This window comes from Mariniluteicoccus endophyticus (assembly GCF_054780035.1).
In genome coordinates this window covers 1-17608 of the sequence record NZ_BAAGXC010000022.1, presented here as the reverse complement: position 1 = coordinate 17608, position 17608 = coordinate 1, and the positions used below count along the sequence as shown (strand labels likewise).

21 protein-coding genes are annotated in these 17608 nt (G+C 71.5%); 9 read left to right on the top strand and 12 right to left on the bottom strand.

From position 1 onward, the window contains the following. Positions 1 to 172: 172 nt before the first annotated feature. The 4 genes from ACYVGD_RS11445 to ACYVGD_RS11430 all read right to left on the bottom strand — a co-directional run bounded on the left by ACYVGD_RS11445 (position 173) and on the right by ACYVGD_RS11430 (position 3315). The gene (locus ACYVGD_RS11445; protein ID WP_460743772.1) at positions 173 to 595 is read right to left on the bottom strand and encodes an HIT family protein; all 423 of its coding nucleotides are present in this window, start codon (positions 593 to 595) and stop codon (positions 173 to 175) included. A gap of 61 nt (positions 596 to 656) precedes the next feature. Continuing rightward, the gene (locus tag ACYVGD_RS11440; protein ID WP_460743771.1) at positions 657 to 1151 is read right to left on the bottom strand and encodes a pyridoxamine 5'-phosphate oxidase family protein; all 495 of its coding nucleotides are present in this window, start codon (positions 1149 to 1151) and stop codon (positions 657 to 659) included. 40 nt (positions 1152 to 1191) lie between these two features. Then, complete coding sequence (locus tag ACYVGD_RS11435; protein WP_460743770.1) at positions 1192 to 1467, bottom strand: adenylyl-sulfate kinase; 276 nt, start codon at positions 1465 to 1467, stop codon at positions 1192 to 1194. Between the two features lie 45 nt (positions 1468 to 1512). Then, the gene (locus ACYVGD_RS11430; protein ID WP_460743769.1) at positions 1513 to 3315 is read right to left on the bottom strand and encodes an ABC transporter ATP-binding protein; all 1803 of its coding nucleotides are present in this window, start codon (positions 3313 to 3315) and stop codon (positions 1513 to 1515) included. Positions 3316 to 3449: 134 nt separating this feature from the next. On the opposite strand from ACYVGD_RS11430, the gene ACYVGD_RS11425 reads away from it, so the two are divergent. From ACYVGD_RS11425 to ACYVGD_RS11415, 3 genes are read left to right on the top strand one after another with little or no spacing between them, the layout of a single operon-like run. Further along, positions 3450 to 4916 carry a CCA tRNA nucleotidyltransferase gene (locus ACYVGD_RS11425; RefSeq protein ID WP_460743838.1) on the top strand — a complete coding sequence of 489 codons (1467 nt, stop codon included), beginning with the start codon at positions 3450 to 3452 and terminating at the stop codon, positions 4914 to 4916. Next, the gene (locus ACYVGD_RS11420; protein WP_460743767.1) at positions 4901 to 6136 is read left to right on the top strand and encodes an MFS transporter; all 1236 of its coding nucleotides are present in this window, start codon (positions 4901 to 4903) and stop codon (positions 6134 to 6136) included. The genes ACYVGD_RS11425 and ACYVGD_RS11420 overlap by 16 nt, the downstream gene beginning before the upstream one ends. Positions 6137 to 6173: 37 nt before the next feature. After that, entirely contained in the window at positions 6174 to 7046 is an 873-nt protein-coding gene (locus ACYVGD_RS11415; protein ID WP_460743766.1) for a YbjQ family protein, read from the top strand. Positions 7047 to 7123: 77 nt separating this feature from the next. Here ACYVGD_RS11415 and ACYVGD_RS11410 read toward each other — a convergent pair whose 3' ends face one another. From ACYVGD_RS11410 to ACYVGD_RS11375, 8 genes are all read right to left on the bottom strand, one after another. After that, entirely contained in the window at positions 7124 to 7441 is a 318-nt protein-coding gene (locus tag ACYVGD_RS11410; RefSeq protein ID WP_460743765.1) for a type II toxin-antitoxin system PemK/MazF family toxin, read from the bottom strand. 1 nt (position 7442) lies between these two features. After that, positions 7443 to 7676 (bottom strand): ribbon-helix-helix domain-containing protein, encoded by a 234-nt coding sequence (locus ACYVGD_RS11405; RefSeq protein ID WP_460743764.1) that lies wholly within the window; start codon positions 7674 to 7676, stop codon positions 7443 to 7445. A gap of 60 nt (positions 7677 to 7736) precedes the next feature. Further along, positions 7737 to 9077, bottom strand: coding sequence for an MFS transporter (locus ACYVGD_RS11400; RefSeq protein WP_460743763.1), 1341 nt, complete (start codon positions 9075 to 9077; stop codon positions 7737 to 7739). A gap of 179 nt (positions 9078 to 9256) precedes the next feature. Beyond that, a complete protein-coding gene (locus ACYVGD_RS11395; RefSeq protein ID WP_460743762.1) occupies positions 9257 to 9961 on the bottom strand; it encodes a ZIP family metal transporter in 705 nt (234 codons plus the stop codon). 84 nt (positions 9962 to 10045) lie between these two features. Next, on the bottom strand, positions 10046 to 10405 hold the full coding sequence (locus ACYVGD_RS11390; RefSeq protein ID WP_460743761.1) for a DMT family transporter: 360 nt from the start codon (positions 10403 to 10405) through the stop codon (positions 10046 to 10048). Next, on the bottom strand, positions 10402 to 10716 hold the full coding sequence (locus ACYVGD_RS11385; RefSeq protein ID WP_460743760.1) for a DMT family transporter: 315 nt from the start codon (positions 10714 to 10716) through the stop codon (positions 10402 to 10404). Before ACYVGD_RS11385 ends, ACYVGD_RS11390 begins: the two co-directional genes overlap by 4 nt. An 18-nt stretch (positions 10717 to 10734) precedes the next feature. Continuing rightward, entirely contained in the window at positions 10735 to 13356 is a 2622-nt protein-coding gene (locus tag ACYVGD_RS11380; RefSeq protein WP_460743759.1) for an SMI1/KNR4 family protein, read from the bottom strand. Positions 13357 to 13406: 50 nt separating this feature from the next. Beyond that, the gene (locus ACYVGD_RS11375) at positions 13407 to 14063 is read right to left on the bottom strand and encodes a GntR family transcriptional regulator (RefSeq protein ID WP_460743758.1); all 657 of its coding nucleotides are present in this window, start codon (positions 14061 to 14063) and stop codon (positions 13407 to 13409) included. 69 nt (positions 14064 to 14132) lie between these two features. On the opposite strand from ACYVGD_RS11375, the gene ACYVGD_RS11370 reads away from it, so the two are divergent. The 6 genes from ACYVGD_RS11370 to ACYVGD_RS11345 all read left to right on the top strand — a co-directional run. After that, a complete protein-coding gene (locus ACYVGD_RS11370) occupies positions 14133 to 14903 on the top strand; it encodes a LamB/YcsF family protein (RefSeq protein ID WP_460743757.1) in 771 nt (256 codons plus the stop codon). Then, positions 14900 to 15520: a 5-oxoprolinase subunit B family protein gene (locus ACYVGD_RS11365; RefSeq protein WP_460743755.1), complete on the top strand. Its 621-nt coding sequence runs from the start codon at positions 14900 to 14902 to the stop codon at positions 15518 to 15520. Before ACYVGD_RS11370 ends, ACYVGD_RS11365 begins: the two co-directional genes overlap by 4 nt. After that, entirely contained in the window at positions 15517 to 16383 is an 867-nt protein-coding gene (locus ACYVGD_RS11360) for a 5-oxoprolinase subunit C family protein (protein WP_460743754.1), read from the top strand. Before ACYVGD_RS11365 ends, ACYVGD_RS11360 begins: the two co-directional genes overlap by 4 nt. Then, positions 16383 to 16769, top strand: coding sequence for a hypothetical protein (locus ACYVGD_RS11355; RefSeq protein WP_460743753.1), 387 nt, complete (start codon positions 16383 to 16385; stop codon positions 16767 to 16769). Before ACYVGD_RS11360 ends, ACYVGD_RS11355 begins: the two co-directional genes overlap by 1 nt. A gap of 1 nt (position 16770) precedes the next feature. Further along, positions 16771 to 17064, top strand: coding sequence for a hypothetical protein (locus tag ACYVGD_RS11350; protein WP_460743752.1), 294 nt, complete (start codon positions 16771 to 16773; stop codon positions 17062 to 17064). A gap of 212 nt (positions 17065 to 17276) precedes the next feature. Next, on the top strand, positions 17277 to 17608 hold a 332-nt coding region (locus tag ACYVGD_RS11345; RefSeq protein WP_460743750.1), incomplete at its 3' end, for a transposase.

Genomic DNA, 17608 nt, shown 5'->3' with positions numbered 1-17608 from the left:
CGGCTCCCGGGCGAGATCGGGGCGAGCACCGTGCTGAATCATCCTCGATCTCGGGCTGGTCCGGGAATCCGGCTCCTGACGGCAGATCGGGGATGATTCGGCACGCCGGGAGGCGCCGCGTTCTCCGGGCGGGCCGATCCCCACCCTCTCCGAGCGAGTGCAGCGAGGGCCCTCAGTCCTCCGGGACCGTGTCGTGACCGGCCGCGCGCAGGCCCTCGCGCAGGCGGCGCGCGTCGTCGTCGAGGTCGGCGTCGTCGACGGCGTGCTTGTTCGACAACTCGAAGTCGGAGATCTTGTGGGCGGGAAACACGTGCACGTGGCAGTGGGGGACCTCGAAGCCCTGGATGACGACGCCGACGCGCGGCGAGTCGAAGACCTCCTTCTGGACCTTGCCGATCTCCTGAGCGACGGCGAACAGGTGGTCGCGCAGGTCGGCGTCGAGGTCGAGCCAGTGGTCGACCTCCTCGACGGGCACGACGAGGACGTGCCCGCGGGTCAGCGGCTCGATGTCGAGGAACGCGGCGGCGCGGTCATCGCGCCAGACGAAGCGTCCAGGGATCTCGCCGGCGAGGATCTTGCTGAAGATGGTGGCCATGGCGCCAGACTGCCACACGCCCTCCCCGCCCGTCGGCGATGGGAGGGCGTGTGCGTGGCCCTCAGGGCAGGTCAATGACCTTCGTGCCGTCGTCGTCGCGGTTGCCGGTCATGGCGCGGACCATCTTGACCGCGGTGGCCACCTTGGACTGCCCGCCCCAGAGCTCGGCGGTGTCGCCCTCGACGCGGACCACGACGTTGTCGGGGTTCTCGGGGCCGCCCTCCATGAACGCGGCGGCACCGGCGCTCCAGAACTGCTCCACGAGCGCGCGGTCCTCGACCACCTGGGCGCGGCCGGCCAGCGAGACCCAGACCCCCTTGCCGGCGTATGCCACGTTCACCTGGGGGTCGCGGGTGATGTCGCGCACGAAGGACCCGCTGCGCTGGGTCAGAAACAGCACGTCCCCGTCGGTCTCGGTCGTCTGGGTCGACAGCGGCCGGCTCACCAGGCGGGTGGGGTCGTCGGCGTCGTGGGTGGTCACCATGGCGATGTCCACGCCCTCGATCACCTTGCGCAGCTGCTCCAGGTCCTTCGGGTCGGTCGAGTGGTCGCTCATCATCATTCCTTCGTGGGCGGGTGCGGGTGGACCCACGAGTCTATATAGCGATATTGAGTCTGGTCCGGCGGGTCAGCGCCAGGCCCTGCGCGCGGGCGAGGTAGGCGCGGACGTCAGCGTCGGGAAGCGGGATCCTGGGCACGAGCCCGTCCTCGCCGTACACCCCGCGGGCGCCCAGGAGCTCGGTGCGCAGCTCGTCGCCGTCGAGCACCTCGACGGGGAGACCCTGCGCACGGGCCCGTTCGGCGACGGCACGCGCCAGCGTGGACTTCCCCGCCCCGGAGAGGCCCGTGAACCAGATGGTCGCGCCCGACATACGCCGCAGCGTACGCCGCTTCGGACCGGCAGCGTCAGCCCGGCGTCAGCCGACCATGTCGTACGCGGCCAGGCGCTTGCGGTCGGCCTTCGTCGCGGACGCCTGGAGCTGGAGGAGCTCGGCGTAGATGCCGCCGGAGCGGGCCAGCTCGTCCGGCGTACCGATCTCGTCGACGCGGCCGTCCTTGAGCGTGACGATGCGGTCGACCGACGAGATGGTCGACAGGCGATGGGCGATGATGATCGACGTGCGGTCGGCCATGAGCGCGTCCAGACCGGCCTGGACCCAGCGCTCCGACTTCGTGTCGAGCGCCGACGTCGCCTCGTCGAGGATGAGGATCGGTGCGTCCTTGAGGATGGCGCGGCCGACGGCGATGCGCTGCTTCTGGCCGCCGGACAGCTTGAGCCCGCGCTCGCCGATCAGCGCGTCGTAGCCGTCGGCGAAATTCTTGATGAACCGGGCGGCGTTGGCCTTCTCCGCAGCCTCCACGATCTCGTCGTCGGAGGCCGACGGGCGACCGTACGCGAGGTTCTCACGGATCGTGCCGGAGAACAGCGACGGGTCCTGGAACACCACGCCGATGTTGCGGCGCAGCACGCCCGGATCGGTGGCGGTGATGTCGTGGCCGTTGACGAGCACGCGTCCGCTCTTGAGCGGGTAGAGCCCGAGCAGCAGGTTCACCAGCGTGGTCTTGCCGCCGCCGGACTCGCCGACCAGCGCGACGCGCTCGCCGCGGCGTACGGAGAACGTCACGTCGGAGATGACGTCGTGGCCCTCCTCGTAGCCGAACGTGGCGTGGTCGAACACGATCATGTCCTCGCCGGGCCCGACGGCGGGTCGCGGGGCGGGGGCCTCGTCGATCGGGGCCGGCGTACGGTCCACCTCGAGCTCCATGACCTCGAAGAAGTCCTTCGAGCCTGCGATGGCCTTCTGGCCCGTGTCGATCAGATAGCTCATCATCATCACCGGCTGGCGCGTCATCGCGACGAGCTGGATGAGCAGCACCATCACGCCGACGGTGAAGTCGCCGCGCACGGTCTGGACGAAGATGATCGCGTAGATGCCGAAGAAGATGGCGTTGAGCGCGCCGCGACGGGCGACGTCCATCCAGTGCCACCAGCGGGACTGGACCTGGGTGGTGCTGATGGTGCGGTCGAAGCGGTCCCGGAACACGGTGAGCTCGGCGACCTCGCGTACGAAGCTCTTGACCACGCGGATCTGCCCGATGACCTCGGTGAACCGGCCCGAAGCCAGGTCGACCTGCTTGTTCTTCTCGGCCTCCAGGCGCTGCCAGCGCTTCGTGGTGAGCGCCGTCAGCCAGGTGTAGAGCGGGAAGATGATGATCAGCAGCACGGCGAGCCACGGAGAGTAGAACGCCGACACCGCCAGCGCCGAGAACGTGGTCAGCAGCATCGGGAAGAAGTTGTTCGACGCGGCCTGCAGGAAGTGGGTCGTCTCGTTGATCGACCGGTTCAGGCGCCCGGTGATCGTGCCCGTCAGCTCGGAGTCGAAGTAGCGCTGCGGCAGCGCCAGCAGCTTCTCGTAGTAGCGCGTCGACAGGATCGCGCGCAGCCGCGCCGCCATCACGTCGCCCAGGTAGCCGCCCCAGTTCGTCACCAGCGTGTTCGTCAGGTCCGTCGCGAGCAGGGCCACGGCCAGCCACAGCACGACCGTCACCGCGCCGGGGCGCGCAGAGGTCTGCGCGGCCACGACCTCGTCGGTGGCGGCCTTGATGATGAACGGGGTCAGCAGACCCGTCGCCGCGGTGAGGACCGACGCGACGACGATGCAGACGTAGTAGGGCCACAGTTCGCGGGCGAATCCGAGGATCCGGAAGATCGGGCGCAAGGCACCATCCTTTCTCAACCGTCTGGTCAGCGCCACGGTGGTCTGATTCATTCCGCTGCCGCGCGAGGGAATGGAGCGGCGTCGGTCGGTACGAGCCCGTAGACTGCTCGACCGTGCCGAACCCGTCCACGTCATTGTCCACCGCCCAGTCGAACGCGGTGGCCGAGCTGTTGCGCATCGCGCCCGTGGTCGACCGGCTGGGCGCGCTGTTCACCGACGCGGGTTTCGAGCTCTACCTCGTTGGTGGTTCGGTACGCGACGCCCTCATGGGCCGCCTCGGCCACGACCTCGACTTCACCACCTCGGCGCGCCCCGACGACATCGAGCGGCTGCTCAAACAGTTCACCCATGGCGTGCCCGGCTCCGCGGTCTGGGACATCGGCAAGGAGTTCGGCACGATCGGGGCGAAGGTGCCCGCCGACGGCCAGTCGGACGCCTGGGTCATCGAGATCACCACGTTCCGGGCCGACACCTACCGCACCGACTCGCGCAAGCCCGAGGTGGCGTACGGCGACTCCATCGACGACGACCTCGTCCGCCGCGACTTCACCGTCAACGCCATGGCCATCTCGCTGCCCGACCGGAAGTTCGTCGACCCCTACCGGGGGCTCGCCGACCTGGCCGCTGGCGTGATCCGTACGCCGGGCACGCCCGAGCAGTCTTTCAGCGACGACCCGCTGCGGATGATGCGCGCTGCGCGGTTCGCGTCCCAGCTCGAGTTCGAGCCGACGCCCGACGTGGTCAGGGCCATGGTCGACATGGCCGAGCGCATCGACATCATCTCCGCCGAGCGCGTACGCGACGAGCTGTCCAAGACGCTGCTCACCCCCGCACCGCGCGCCGGCCTCAACCTGCTGGTCGCGACCGGCATCGCCGACCGCGTGCTGCCCGAGCTGCCGGCGCTGCGTCTGGAGAGCGACGAGCACCACCGCCACAAGGACGTCTTCCAGCACTCGCTGACCGTGCTGGAGCAGTCCATCGACCTCGAGCGTGCCCGCGGCCACGAGCCCGACCTCGTCGGCCGCCTCGCCGCGCTGCTCCACGACATCGGCAAGCCCCCGACCCGCAAGTTCGAGGCCGGCGGCAAGGTCTCGTTCCACCACCACGACGTCGTCGGCGCCAAGATGGTCAAGAAGCGCCTGCAGGCGCTGCGGTTCAGCGCCGACGAGACCAAGGCGGTTGCGAAGCTCGTCGAGCTCCACCTGCGCTTCCATGGCTACGGCGACGGCCTCCAGGACCCTGAGCGCTCCTGGACCGACTCGGCCGTACGCCGCTATGTCCGCGACGCCGGCGACCAGCTCGAACGCCTCCACATCCTGACCCGCGCCGACTGCACGACCCGCAACCAGCGCAAGGCCACGCGGCTGCGCCGCGCGTACGACGACCTCGAGCACCGCATTGCCGTGTTGCAGGAACAGGAGGAGCTCGAGGCCATCCGCCCCGACCTCAACGGCGACCAGATCATGGCGATCCTCGGCATCCGGCCGGGCCGCGAGGTCGGCCAGGCGTACAAGTTCCTGCTGGAGCAGCGCATGGACCACGGCCCGCTCGGCGAGGAGCGCGCCACCGAGATGCTGAAGGAGTGGTGGGCGCGCCGCTGAGGCCCGCCACCGACCACCCAGTGCGGGCACCCAACCTGCGCTACTTCGCGCTGCAGGCGGCCTACTGGGCCCTGTTCGCCGTCGCGCTGGTCTTCCCCAGCGTGTTCCTGCTCGCCCACGGCCTCACCAACGCCATGGTCGGCGCGACCATGGCCGCCGGCGGCCTGACCTCGGTGCTGCTGCAGCCCGTCGTCGCCCGCGCCGCCGCCCGGTCGCGGTTCCCGCTGCGGTTCTGGCTCGGCGGCCTCGTCGTCGGCGCGGCTGCGGCCGCGGTCGCGCTGCTGCTGCCCAGCCCCGGTCTGGTGCGTGCCGTGCTGTACGCGCTGCTGCTCGCCCTGGTGCAGGCCGTCCTGCCTCTGGTCAACGCCGTCGGCATGGCCGCAACCCACGCCGGCGTACCCGTCCGCTACGGCCCGGCACGCGGTGTCGGGTCGGCGTCGTTCGCCGTGGTGGCGCTCGGCGGCGGCGTACTCGTGGCCGCGACGGGGCCGGGGACGGTCCCGCTGCTGGCGCTGGTCGCGTGCGCGCTGCTGCTCGTGGCCGCGCTGACGTTCGCGGTGCCGACGGAGGACGACACCGCGGCGCTGCGCATCGACACCGATCCGGCCGCGGCCGCCGATGCGCTCGACCCCGCCGCGCGACTCCGTTTCTGGGCGCTGCTGGTCGGTCTGACCGGCGCGTACGCCGCCCACTCGACGATCACGTCGTTCACGTTCCAGTTGACGTCCCACCACGGCGGCAACGCCTCGCACCTCGGCCTCGCACTCGCCCTGGGCGCGGCGGCGGAAGTCGTGCCGATGCTGGCGTTCGGCCTGCTGCTCGCCCGCTGGAGGGCGGGGACGCTGCTGCGCGTTGCCGCGGTGATGATGCTGGTGAAGTCGCTCGCCGCGCTGCTCGCGCCGAACCTGACGCTGTTCCTTGCCACGGGCCTGCTGCAGGCCGTCTCGTTCGCCGTCGTCGTGCCCGCGAGCGTGTACTACGTCGACCAGCTCTTCGGGCCGCGTGACCGCGTCCAGGGCCAGGCCGCCGCGGCCGTCACCATGACCGTCGGCAACGTCGTCGCCGCGCTGCTCGGCGGTGCGGTGCTCGACCTCGGTGGCGTCCCCGCTCTGCTCGCGCTCAGCACCGGCCTCGGCGTTGTCGGCGCGATCGCCACGGCCGTGGGTACGCGGCCCGCGCGGGGTGCGTACCCGGGTATGGCCGGTAATTCCCGAAAGTGACTCACATACGACCCGTGCGGCGGGAATACTGTCCGCCATGCTGATCGTCACGAGCAACGGCGTGCCCGGTCACCGGGTCGAGGCCGTCCTGGGAACCGTCATCGGTACGTCCATCCGCCGCGGTGACGGCGGCCTCCGGTCCTTCGGGGGCGGAGGCGACCGTGACGAGCTGTCCCGCGTGGCGAAGGAGTCGCGTCACGAGGCGATCGATGAGGCCTGGCGCGAGTGCCAGGCGCGCGGCGCGAACGCCGTCGTCGGCCTGAAGTTCGACACCGTCGAGATCGGCAGCTCGATCGAGGTCTGCGCCTACGGCACCGCTGTCGTCGTCGCCCCCATCCCCGGTGGTGAGCCCGGCGCGACGCCGCAGTCGACCGTCATCGCCGCCCGCCCGCCAGCGCCGCAGCAGTGGCCGACGATGGAGCAGGGCGCGCAGGCGCAGTCCGGGGCGTCCCCCTCGCAGACCCAGCAGGGCCAGCAGCCGCAGTCGGCGCAGTCGCAGGCCTCGCCCGCGCAGCCGACCAACGACGAGGTACGCGCGTTCGCCCCGCAGAACCGCCAGCCCGCGCAGCAGTCGCAGGCCTCGGGACAGCCGTCGGTCCCGTCCCAGCAGTCCGCCCCGTCCCATCAGGGCCCGCAGACGGATGGCCAGCCCCGCCTCCAGCCGGGTCAACAGCCCGGCCAGGCGCAGTCGGGCCAGCCGGGGCAGCGTCCCGCGTTCCAGCCGCACGCCGACCAGACCCCTGTCCAGCCGCAGGCCGCGGCCATGCCTCCGCGTACGTCTCCCGACATCTCCCACGACGATCCCCGTTGGCTGCCCACGGCCGACGGCCCGACGACCGACCTGCCGGTCGCGCCGCCGCGCGACGAGCGCCCGGGCGAGAAGAAGGGCTCCTGGCTCGACCTGCCCTGATCCGAGCACGCAACGGTCCCGCACGGTGCGGTGCACCTCCAGGTGGCGCGGCGAAGCGTCGCACATCGCCGCGTTGATCAGTCTTCGAGGATGGAGATCTCCAGGTCGTACGCGAGGACCATCGCCACGGCCAGATCGCGCTCCTGATCGGGTCGCAGGAAGCCGATCATGCGCCCGAGCAGCGATCGCGGGATCGTCATGACGTTGTCGAGGGACACGGCACAGGCATGGTCGACCCCGTTGCGGGCGTCCAGCGGCACCTCGCTCGACAGTCCCTTGATGGTCGACGTGATGGGCGCAACCGTCACCTTGGTCATCGCCCCCCGTGCAGCTTCACGGGTGAGGACGAGCACGGGCCGCGTCTTGTCGAGTTTGGCCAGGCAGATCTCACGCACGTCAGTCCTCGAACGGCGCGTTGGAGGTGGTCCATGCGACCAGGTCGTCAAGATCGTCCTGAGTGCCTTGGGCGGCAAGGATCATGGAATCGGTCAGCGCGGCCTGGCGCCGCATCTCACGCTCAATCGCCCGGCTCACCAATGCCGCACGGCTCGAGACCAGGCCGTCAGCGACGCTCCGGTCCAGGAAGGAGACGAGTTCGTCGGGGAGTCGCACTGCAATCTGTGTCGTCATGGACCAATGATACCCGATCGAATCCCATTATGGGATTCACGCCACGTGGAGCGGGCGGCGTCAGGCCTCGACGAGGTCGGTGCCGCGGTCGAACACCGCGGAGCCGACGCGGGCGCTGCGCCACCAGAAGAGCCCCGCGATGGCCCAGAAACCGACGCCCATGGCGATGAAGCCGCCGAGGGTGTGACCGTCGAGCGGGAACGTCAGCGCGACGATGACGGCGGCGAGCACGAAGCACGCGTTGAAGATCATGTCGTAGATGGTGAACACGCGGCCCTTGAAGTCGTCGTCGACGTGGGCCTGGACGAGGGAATCGACGCAGATCTTCAGCGACTGCGACATCAGGCCCAGCAGGAAACCGCTGGCGACCAGCGTCCACATCGAGAAGATCGAGCCGGGCGCGAGCTGGAACAGCCCCGCACCGAGCAGCACGACGAGGATGGTGTGGCGTACGCCGAGACGGCGCGCCAGCGTGGGCACGAGGGCGGCGGAGGCGAGGTAGCCCGCACCGGTGGCGCCGGCCCACACGCCGAGGTCCTTCATGGCGGCCGCAACGTCGTCGACGGGGTGGAACCAGTTGCGGAACAGCAGCATGCACGCGACCTGGGTCATGCCGACGGCGATGCGCTGCAGGGCGATGACGGTCAGTCCGATGCCGGCGGGGCGGCGCTCGCGCAGGTGTTCGACGGCATGCACGAGACCCTTGACGACCTCGCCGGCGGGGGTGGTGCGAGCCTCCTCCGACGTGAGGTCGGGGCCGAGCTGCCAACGACCGATCCGCAGCGACAGCAGCACGGTGAGGGCGAACCCGGCGGCGGCGACGAGGAAGACGATTGCGTCGGCGCGGTAGGTCGGCATGAACGGTGTCGCCAGGAGCCGGATCGCGCTCGCCACGCCGGCGCCGAGCATCACGCCCGCCGGGCCGATCGTGGGCATGACCGAGCTCGCCATCAGGTATTCGTCGTCCTCGACCGTGTGGACCAGCGCCGCCGACAGGCCCGCCAGCAGGTAGCGGTTCAGGCTCATTGCGACGAGCACACCCGTGTAGAACAGGCCCGTCTTACACAGGTTCGACCCCATCTGCGGGTCGAGCACCAGCCACGCCAGCATCAGGCAGATGCCCACGCGTACGGCATCGGTCGTGACCGCCACCTGGCGGCGTGAGAACCGGTCGAGCGTCAGTGACACGAACGGGCCGATGACCGAGAACGGCAGCAGCGTCACCGCGAGCACCATCGCGATCGACCAGGCGTCAGGCTGCTTCTGCGGCGAGAAGAACACGTACGCCGCCATGCCGACCTGCAGGATCCCGTCGGAGCCCTGCGTCGCGATGCGTACCGCGACGAGCTTGCGGAACAGCCGATGGCGCCACAACTGCCTCAGCCCGCGTACGAAATCCACGCGGTCAGGCTAGTCGATGCGATCGAACGGTCACCGGACGCCGAACGTGGCGCTCGTGCCGGTGAACTGTTGATGCGGCCGAGCCCGTCCTTCGCGGCGTTAGATGATGCCGACGTCGCCGACCGGCGTGTTCGCCGGGGCCTGCCACTGGATCGTCAGGTGGGACTGGCCCTGTGCGGTCACACCACCAGGGACAGGAACGCGCCGAGTGCGAAGCCGACCACGGTGAGCAGCCCGGCCTTCTCCCCGCCCTTCTCGCGGGCCTCGGGGATCATCGTGTCGATCAGCATGACCAGCAGGGCACCGGCCGCGAACCCCTGGATGCCACCGGTCAGGGCGGGGGAGGCGATGTCGGCGATCAGCCCGCCGCCCCACGTCGCCAGGGCGCAGACCACCGTCACGAGCGACCACTGGATCAGCAGGTGGCGGCGCGTCTTGCCGCCGTCGAGGGAGTCGGCCGTGGCGGCGATTGACTCGGGCAGGTTGGACATGAAGATCGCCACGAGCAGCGCGAGGGACACGCCCTCGCCCGCGGCCAGTCCGATGCCCAGCACGAGCTGCTCGGGGACGCCGTCCAGCAGCGCACCCACGGTCAGCGCCGCGCCCGAGGACGAGCCGCCGGACCTGGCGGCGGAGCGCTCCACCGCACGATCGCCGAGGAAGTAGGCGGCCGCGCCGAGCGTCAGCCCGATGCCGACGGCGGCGGGCCCGGCCGCCTGCACGCCCGCCTCCGCGAGCTCGAAGGACACGGACGCGATCAGGGCGCCGGCGCCGAAGGCGAGCACGAGGCCGATCGTGCCCATGTGCCATCGGCGCAGGGTCGCCAGAACGGCGCCCACGAGCAGGGAGGACGCCGCGACGGCGCCCCACATCAGGGTCATCACGCGTGCCACGCTACGCGCTGACCGCGGACGATGCGGGTCTGGCGGCCGGGCGTTACCCTCGCTACAACGGGGCGGGGGCTGCGTCTACCAACTGGTCCGCATGCCCGAGTCGTCCGTCCGATCGGGCCGTTCCGTCAGCTGGAGGCCGACGACGCAGCCGATGATCCCCGCCAGGAGCGCGACCTTCGTGCCGGTCGCCGTTTCGGCGCCGGTGGCCATCGCGTACGCGGCCGTCGTGACCGCGCCGATGCCGGTCCACACCGCGTACGCCGTCCCCACGGGGATGTGCCGCATGGCGCGGGCCAGGCCGACCATCGACAGCACGGCGGCCACGAGGAACACCACCACCGGCACCGGGCGCGAGAAGCCCTGCGACTCGGCGAGCGCCGTGGCCCACACGGCCTCCAGCAGGCCCGAGACCAGCAGCACGCCCCAAGCCTTCATGCGACGACCTTCAGCCCGGCCACGCACGCCACCAGACCGAGGATGAGCCCGGCCCGCAGCGCGGTGAGCCGTTCGGCCCCGCGAGCGACCTGCACCGCCAGGGTCGCCACGGCACCGATGCCGACCCACACCGCGTACGCCGTGCCCGCCGGGATCGCCGTCATCGCGTAAGCCAGCCCCGCCATCGACACCACCTGCGCGGCGAGGAAGACCAGGGTGGGTACGGGCCTGCGGAGACCGTTCGAGGCCGCCAGGGCGGTCGCCCAGACGGCCTCGAAGAGGGCGGAGAGGATCAGCGCGGTCCAGTGCATCACCTCAGGCTAGGTGACTCACCCCGCCATGGCGCGCAGCACCAGCACGTGCACGACGGCCCGCTCGACCGCCGCGCGGTCGACCTCGAGCGGACCTCCGAGGACGGGCGCGGGCAGGAACGTGTACATCATGTCGGGCTGCAGCGGGCCGAAGCGACGCACGAGCTGGGGGAACAGCGGCTGGCCGGACACGTCGTCGAGCTCGAACGCCTCCGGCTGGTAGGAGATCAGGTTGGCGAGCATGAACTCGTTCTCGTCGCGGTGGTTCTCGGCGTCCACCCCACCCAGCTCGAGCAGCAGCGGCTTGATCTTCAGCACGGCCTTCGCCGTCGGGCCGTAGAGGTGCATCTCACCGAACGCGGTACGCATGAACGGGATCCACCGCTCCTCGTCCCACGGCAGCTCCAGACCCTCGGTCCACTCGTTGGCCGGATCGGCCCAATCGGCCGGGTCGACCAGCCAGAAGCGGCCCGAATCGAAGCCGGAGAAGCCGACGCGGTCCCACAGGTGCAGCAGCGTGGCGGGCAGCCTGTCGGCGTATTGCTCGATCTGGGCCGGCGTCGGACGCGGGCCTTGATACATCTGGCCCTCCACGCCCGTCTTCCACATGTCGACCACCGCGTCGAGCATCGTCGACAGGCGGTCCTCCAGCTCTGGCAGCGGCGAGTCGTTCGTCGGGGGCGGCACCGCGGCGGCCTGTTCCGCGTACGAGTCCGGTCCGGACACCTGCGCGCGCTGCGGCACGCCGGGCTGCGAAGGCGCGCGGGGCACGTCGTCCAGGTCGAGCGAGACGGGCTCCGCGGATCGGGTCGGCTGGGGCTGGGCCGGCTCGTCGACGGCGGCGGGCGGCTGGACCATGCCCTCGGACTCGGCAGCGGCCTGCTGGTCGCGGTCGGCCCGTTCGTCGTCGGACCTCGAGGACAGACTGTCGGTGATCTTGGCGGCCACCCCCGCGGCGGCGGCGAGACCCGCGGCGGCGGCCCCCTTCGCGGCATCGAGGCCGCCCCGCGACCCGTCGTCGCCCTCAGGCCTGTCGTCGTGCTGCGTGGCACCCGCGAACGCGACAGGCGCGGCACCGGGGTTCTCGCTCGTCCCGGCGGCGTCGGTCGAGCCGGTCACGGCGGGTGCGTCGGTGCTCTCCGCGTCGGCGGTGCCATCCGCGCCATCGGTGTCGTCCTCGTCATCGAGGCCGAGCTCGTCGTCCTCGTCCTCGCCCGGTGGGGTCAACTCGGGCACGTCACCGGACAGAGCACGGCACGTGGGCGCGAGTGCCGGTCCGCCAGGCTGGTCGAGCCCGTCGAGGATCGACAGCTGGTAGCCCAGCGGGCGCACGTCGTTCAGCTTCACCTGGCACAGCGTCGGATGGTCCTTCAGCAGCGGAACCAGGCGGGCGGCGAGCTCGGTCGGCGCCGACACGGACTCCAGGCGCGGCAGCGACGCGAGGGCCTCGAGACCGCGTACGGCATCGGGCGCGACCTTCTCGAGGGTGATCAGGCGCAGCGACGGGTGGCCGGCGAGCGGGGACAGGTCCAGATCTGCCTGCTCGATGAGGCGCAGCTCGGCGAGCACCGGGGCGCCGCGTACGCCGGCGAGGTCGATGCGACCGCCACGCAGGAGGACCGACTTCAGCCGCGGCGGCGCGAGAACCCCGGCGGAGATCGTGCCGCCGAAGACGCGCAGCTTCTCGGTCGACGGGTCGGCCGGGGGCACGTCACCGCCAGACTCGCGCAGGTCGTGGAAGGCCTCGTCGGGGAACGTGCCCTCGACGCGACGGCCGATGAACCAGTCGGTGATCGACGGGGCGACCAGCACCGGGCCGTCGGTCAGATCACGACCGAACTCGAGCACCTGGCCGAGGATCCCGCGCGGTCCCGGGGCCAGGTCGATGCCGAGGCAGTTGCCGCCGCCGTCGGAGGCGAACGGGACCCAACCCGGGTGGAGCAGGCGCAGCTGGGCGACATCGGCGATGCCGGCGTCCTGGGCGACCCCGTCGTAGATCGAGCTACCCGCGAGCTCGGACCAGCTCGCGTACTCCTGCGCGATGGCCGTGGTCGACAGCAGCTCCCACCAGCCGGCGGGAGGAGCGGACTCCTCGGTCACGTCGCCGTTCACCCTGGCGCCGTTGGCCAGTGCGAGCAGGTGGCGCAGCGCGGGCGGCACGGGGAACCCGAGCGCGGACTCGAGCTCGGCGATCTCGGCCTCGGTCGCAGGGGCGGCAGCCACGTACGCGCCACGGTGCTGCTGCCAGGCAGCCTGCAGCGCCTGCATCTGGGCGGGGTTCAGTTCGGGGCCCGGCACGGGAGCGGTGAACGGCAGCTCGACGTCCCGTACGCGGCGGGTCAGGCCGGGCGAGCCCGAGATCTGCGGCGACGTGCAGACGAACGCGTTCCACGCGTCGCCGGTGCGGACCACCTCGACGTTGATGGTCTCGAGCCCGTCGTCGAGCAGCACGCGACTGACGGGGTCGGTGTCGACGTCGTACCACGCGTCCCGGATCGGGGCGCCCTGAGCGTCGAACGCGTACGCGGATAAACCGGTCATGGCGCGCTGGGCAGTGATGCGGGCGACCGCACCGGCGGCTTCGGGCGGGAGGTCACGCATCTGGGCGGCGATCGGGCCGAGGACGTCGTCGAGGCTCATGGGCCAACCTTGCCGCGCGAGCGGTTCAGATGTCACGGGAACTGCAGGAATCACGCCTCGTTGAGGGTCGCGAGCACATGGTCCTCGGCGTCGCGCAGATAGAGGTCGAGTGCGTCGGCGGTGCGGGCGAGGTCACCCGTGCGCGCCAGCTCCAGGAGGCTGCGGTTGCCCTCGACGTAGCGCGGGTGGACGTGCGCGGCGGTGTCGGCGGACAGGAACACCAGCCGCAGCTCGGCGATGACGGTCCCCATGAGCCGGTCAGCGACCCGGTTGGCGCCGATCGACACCAGCGCGAGGTGGAACTCGGCGTTGCACGTGCCAACGGTCGCCCAGTCGCCCGCGGTGCTGGCGAGCTCGGCAGCGGTCACCGCGTCCTCCATGCGGGCCAGCGCGGGCGCGCGCTCCTCGGCGCTCCGTTCGGCGGCGGCCCGGACCACGCCGACGGCGACGAGGCGGCGTACTCGGTAGAGGTCGTGGGCCTCCGCGGCGCCGATCGTGCGGACGAACACACCGCGGTGGGGTTGGTGCTCGACGAGCCGGTCGTGGGCCAGGAGCCGAAATGCCTCGCGCAGCGTGTTGCGGCTGACCCCGTGCACGCCGACGAGGCTCACCTCGTCGAGGCGGGTGCCGGGGGCGAGGTGGCCGGCCAGGATCTGGCGTCGGATGGTGTCGGCGACGTTGGCGGCCGCCGAGGCCTGCTGAGCCATGCCCCCATCGTCGCACCGGATGTCGCGAGACGCCTCCCCAAACCGCGAACATTGTTGAACAATCGGTTCATGGCAGTCATCGACCTCAACAGCGACATGGGCGAGTCGTTCGGCTCGTGGCGCATGGGCGACGACGAGGCGCTCCTCGGCGTCGTCTCCTCGGCCAACATCGCCTGCGGCTTCCACGCCGGTGACCCGACGGTGCTGCTGCGGACCTGCCGGCTGGCCGCCGAGCACGGCGTACGCGTCGGCGCGCACGTCGCCTACCGCGACCTCGCCGGGTTCGGGCGCTCGTTCATCGACGTCGACCCGCGCCAGCTGCACGCCGACGTGCTCTACCAGCTCGCGGCCATCGACGGGGTCGCCCGCACGGTCGGCACCCAGGTCGGCTACGTGAAGCCCCACGGCGCGCTCTACAACGCCATCGTCCACCACGAGGCCCAGGCCGACGCGGTCGTGCGCGCCATCGCCGACTTCAACGAGCGCGCCACGCGACCGCTGGCCCTGCTGGGACTGCCCGGTGCGGTCGTGCTCGACCAGGCCGCCGCCCACGGCATCCGCGTGGTGCGCGAGGCGTTCTGCGATCGCGCGTACAACGCCGACGGAACGCTCGTCTCCCGGCGTCTCGAGGGAGCCGTCCTCCACGATCCCGACGCCATCGCCGCCCGCATGGTGGAGCTCGTCACCACCGGCTCGCTCGAGGCCGTCGACGGCTCCCGCGTCGCGATCGAGGCCGACTCGCTGTGCGTGCACGGCGACTCGCCCGGCGCGGTCGAGATGGCTGCCCGCGTGCGGTACGCCCTCGAGATGGCCGGCGTGGCGGTGGAGGCCTTCTCGTGATCCTGCGCCCGTGCGGCGACCGGGCGATCCTGGTCGAGCTGGCCGACGCCGACGAGCGGCGACGGCTGGACGCCGCGCTCAGGCGTACGCCCGTCCCCGGCGTGGTCGAGCACGTCCCCGCCGCGGTGACGGTGCTGGTCAAGCTCGACGGCCCCCAGCGGCGGGCGGCCGTCGCCGACGCGCTGCGTGCCGTGGACCTGTCCGCCGTGGACGTCGGCGGGCACGCCGACGCCGAGGTCGTGGAGATCCCCGTGGTCTACGACGGCGACGACCTATCCGCGGTCGCCGACCACGTGGGCATCGACCGGGACGAGGTGGTCGCCCGCCACACCGGCCAGGTGTGGACCGTCGAGTTCGCCGGGTTCATGCCGGGCTTCGGCTACCTCTCGGGCGAGCGGGGCGGCCTGACGGTGCCGCGCCGCGACACCCCGCGTACGCGCATCCCCGCCGGGTCGGTCGCGCTCGCCGGCGACTGGACCGGGCTCTACCCGCAGGCCTCGCCCGGCGGCTGGCAGCTCATCGGCACCACCGACGCCGTCCTGTGGGACGTCGACCGCGAACCGCCGGCGCTGCTCGTGCCCGGCGCGCGGATCCGCTTCGTGGAGGTGACGCCATGAGCCTCGCCGTCGACGCCGTCGGCCCGCTGGTGCTGGTCGAAGACCTGGGCCGCCACGGCTATGGTCACCTGGGCATCTCGCCGTCGGGCGCGCTCGACCGCCGCGCGCACGCGTTGGCGAACCGCCTCGTCGGCAACCCCGAAGACCTCGCCACGCTCGAGGTGCTGATGGGTGGGCTGCGCGTACGCGGCACCCGCGAGCTGACCGTCGCCCTCACCGGGGCGCCCACCCCCGTCACGCTCGATGGGGTCCCGCAGGCGCTGCTTGCCCCGTTCCGCATGCAGACCGGGCAGCTGCTGGCGCTCGGCGTGCCCGAGCAGGGGCTGCGTACCTATCTGGCCGTCCGCGGCGGCATCGACGTGGCGCCTGTGCTGGGCTCGCGGTCGACCGACCCGACCACGGGGGTGGGCCCGCCGAGGGTGGCCGCTGGCGACGTGCTCCCGGTCGGGGAGCCGCCCGCCACGCCCATCCCGCGCGGCGACGCGTCGATGGTTGTCCACCGCGACGGCGAGCTCACCCTGCGGGTGGTGTGGGGCCCGCGCGACGACTGGTTCACGCAGCGGGCGCGCGAGTCGTTCCTGCACTCGGTGTGGGAGACGACGGCGCAGGGCGACCGGGTCGGCGTACGCCTGGCCGGGGAGCCGCTGGAACGCGCCCGGGCCGACGAGCTCGCCAGCGAGGGCATCGTCCGCGGGGCGGTGCAGGTGCCGCGCGACGGGCAGCCGCTGGTGTTCCTGGCCGACCACCCGACCACCGGCGGCTACCCGGTGATCGCGGTCGTCGTGGACGCCGACGTCGACCGGCTCGCGCAGGCCCGCCCGGGAACGCGCGTACGCTTCAGCCTCGACCGGCAGGAGGCGTGATGGACGACCGGCGCGAACGCGCACGGGAGCAGGCGGCGGCGCTGGAACGGGCGCGTGCGGCCGAGGCGGCCCGCGCGCAGGAGCTGATCGACGCGTTCCTCGCCCGCGCCGAGGCCGAGGGCATCGCGCCCGTGCCGCTGCGGGCGACACTGCCCGGCGGACATCGCGTACGCACGGGGCTCGAGGGCTGGTACCTGCGCCGCAACGAGCTGCTCGCCATCGGCACCGACGGCGGCTACTACAACCTCTCTGTGCCCGGCGGGCTCAGGGAGCGGCTGGCCGGTGTACGCGTCGAACCCGCGCCCCCGCCGCTGGTCGTCGGCCGCGGCGGCCGCGACGGCGAGTCGGGAGACCTGGCCGAGTACCTCGACCGGATCGGTCGCTGACGTGGTCGAGCGAGCCGACGAGCTGGCCGCGCTGCTCAACGCTTCGGTGTCGACTGAAGACGGGCGGCCCGACGCGTACTTCGAGCCCGAGGGCGAGGCGTACCTGGCGTCCCTGCTCCTGGCAGCCGCTGTCGCCAAGGAACCGATGTCGGTGGTGTGGCGCGTGGGCACGCCGCGCAAGATAGCTGCGATCCCCGTCGATCTTGCGCTGGGTCACCCCTCAGCAGGGCATGCCGGCGTTCGACGAGTTCGCATTCGTCGAGTCTCTGCAGACGGTGTACGCGATCTCGCGTGAGGGTGCGGGCACCGCTGACTGTCATCGACGCCTACGTCCGCCCCGACAACAAGATCCTGCTGAGCTTCTACACCCGCGACTCGTTCAACACCCACTCCGGGGCAGAAATGTCAGACCCCCGCCAACAACGGCGGGTCTGTCCGAAACTTTGTGTAAGTGGGGCTGGCTGAGGGTCTTGACCTGTGGGTCGGGCCGGAAGGAGTCTCACTGACATGTCGAACAAGGAGGTCGCCGCGGCCGGTGGCGAGGTGGTGGCTGTCCGGGCGGATGCGGGGCAGGTGGCCGAGTTGGCCGAGCAGCTGGTGCAGGCCGCCCGGGTGCAGGGCATCGAGTTGACCGGGGAGGGCGGGTTGTTGACCGCGTTGACCCGGCAGGTGTTGCAGTCGGCGTTGGAGGTCGAGATGGCCGAGCACCTGGGCTATGACAAGCACGACCCGGCCGGGCGGAACCGGGGGAACTCCCGTAATGGCACGTCCTGCAAGACCGTGACCACCGAGATCGGCAAGGTCACCCTGGACGTGCCCCGCGACCGGGAGGGCACGTT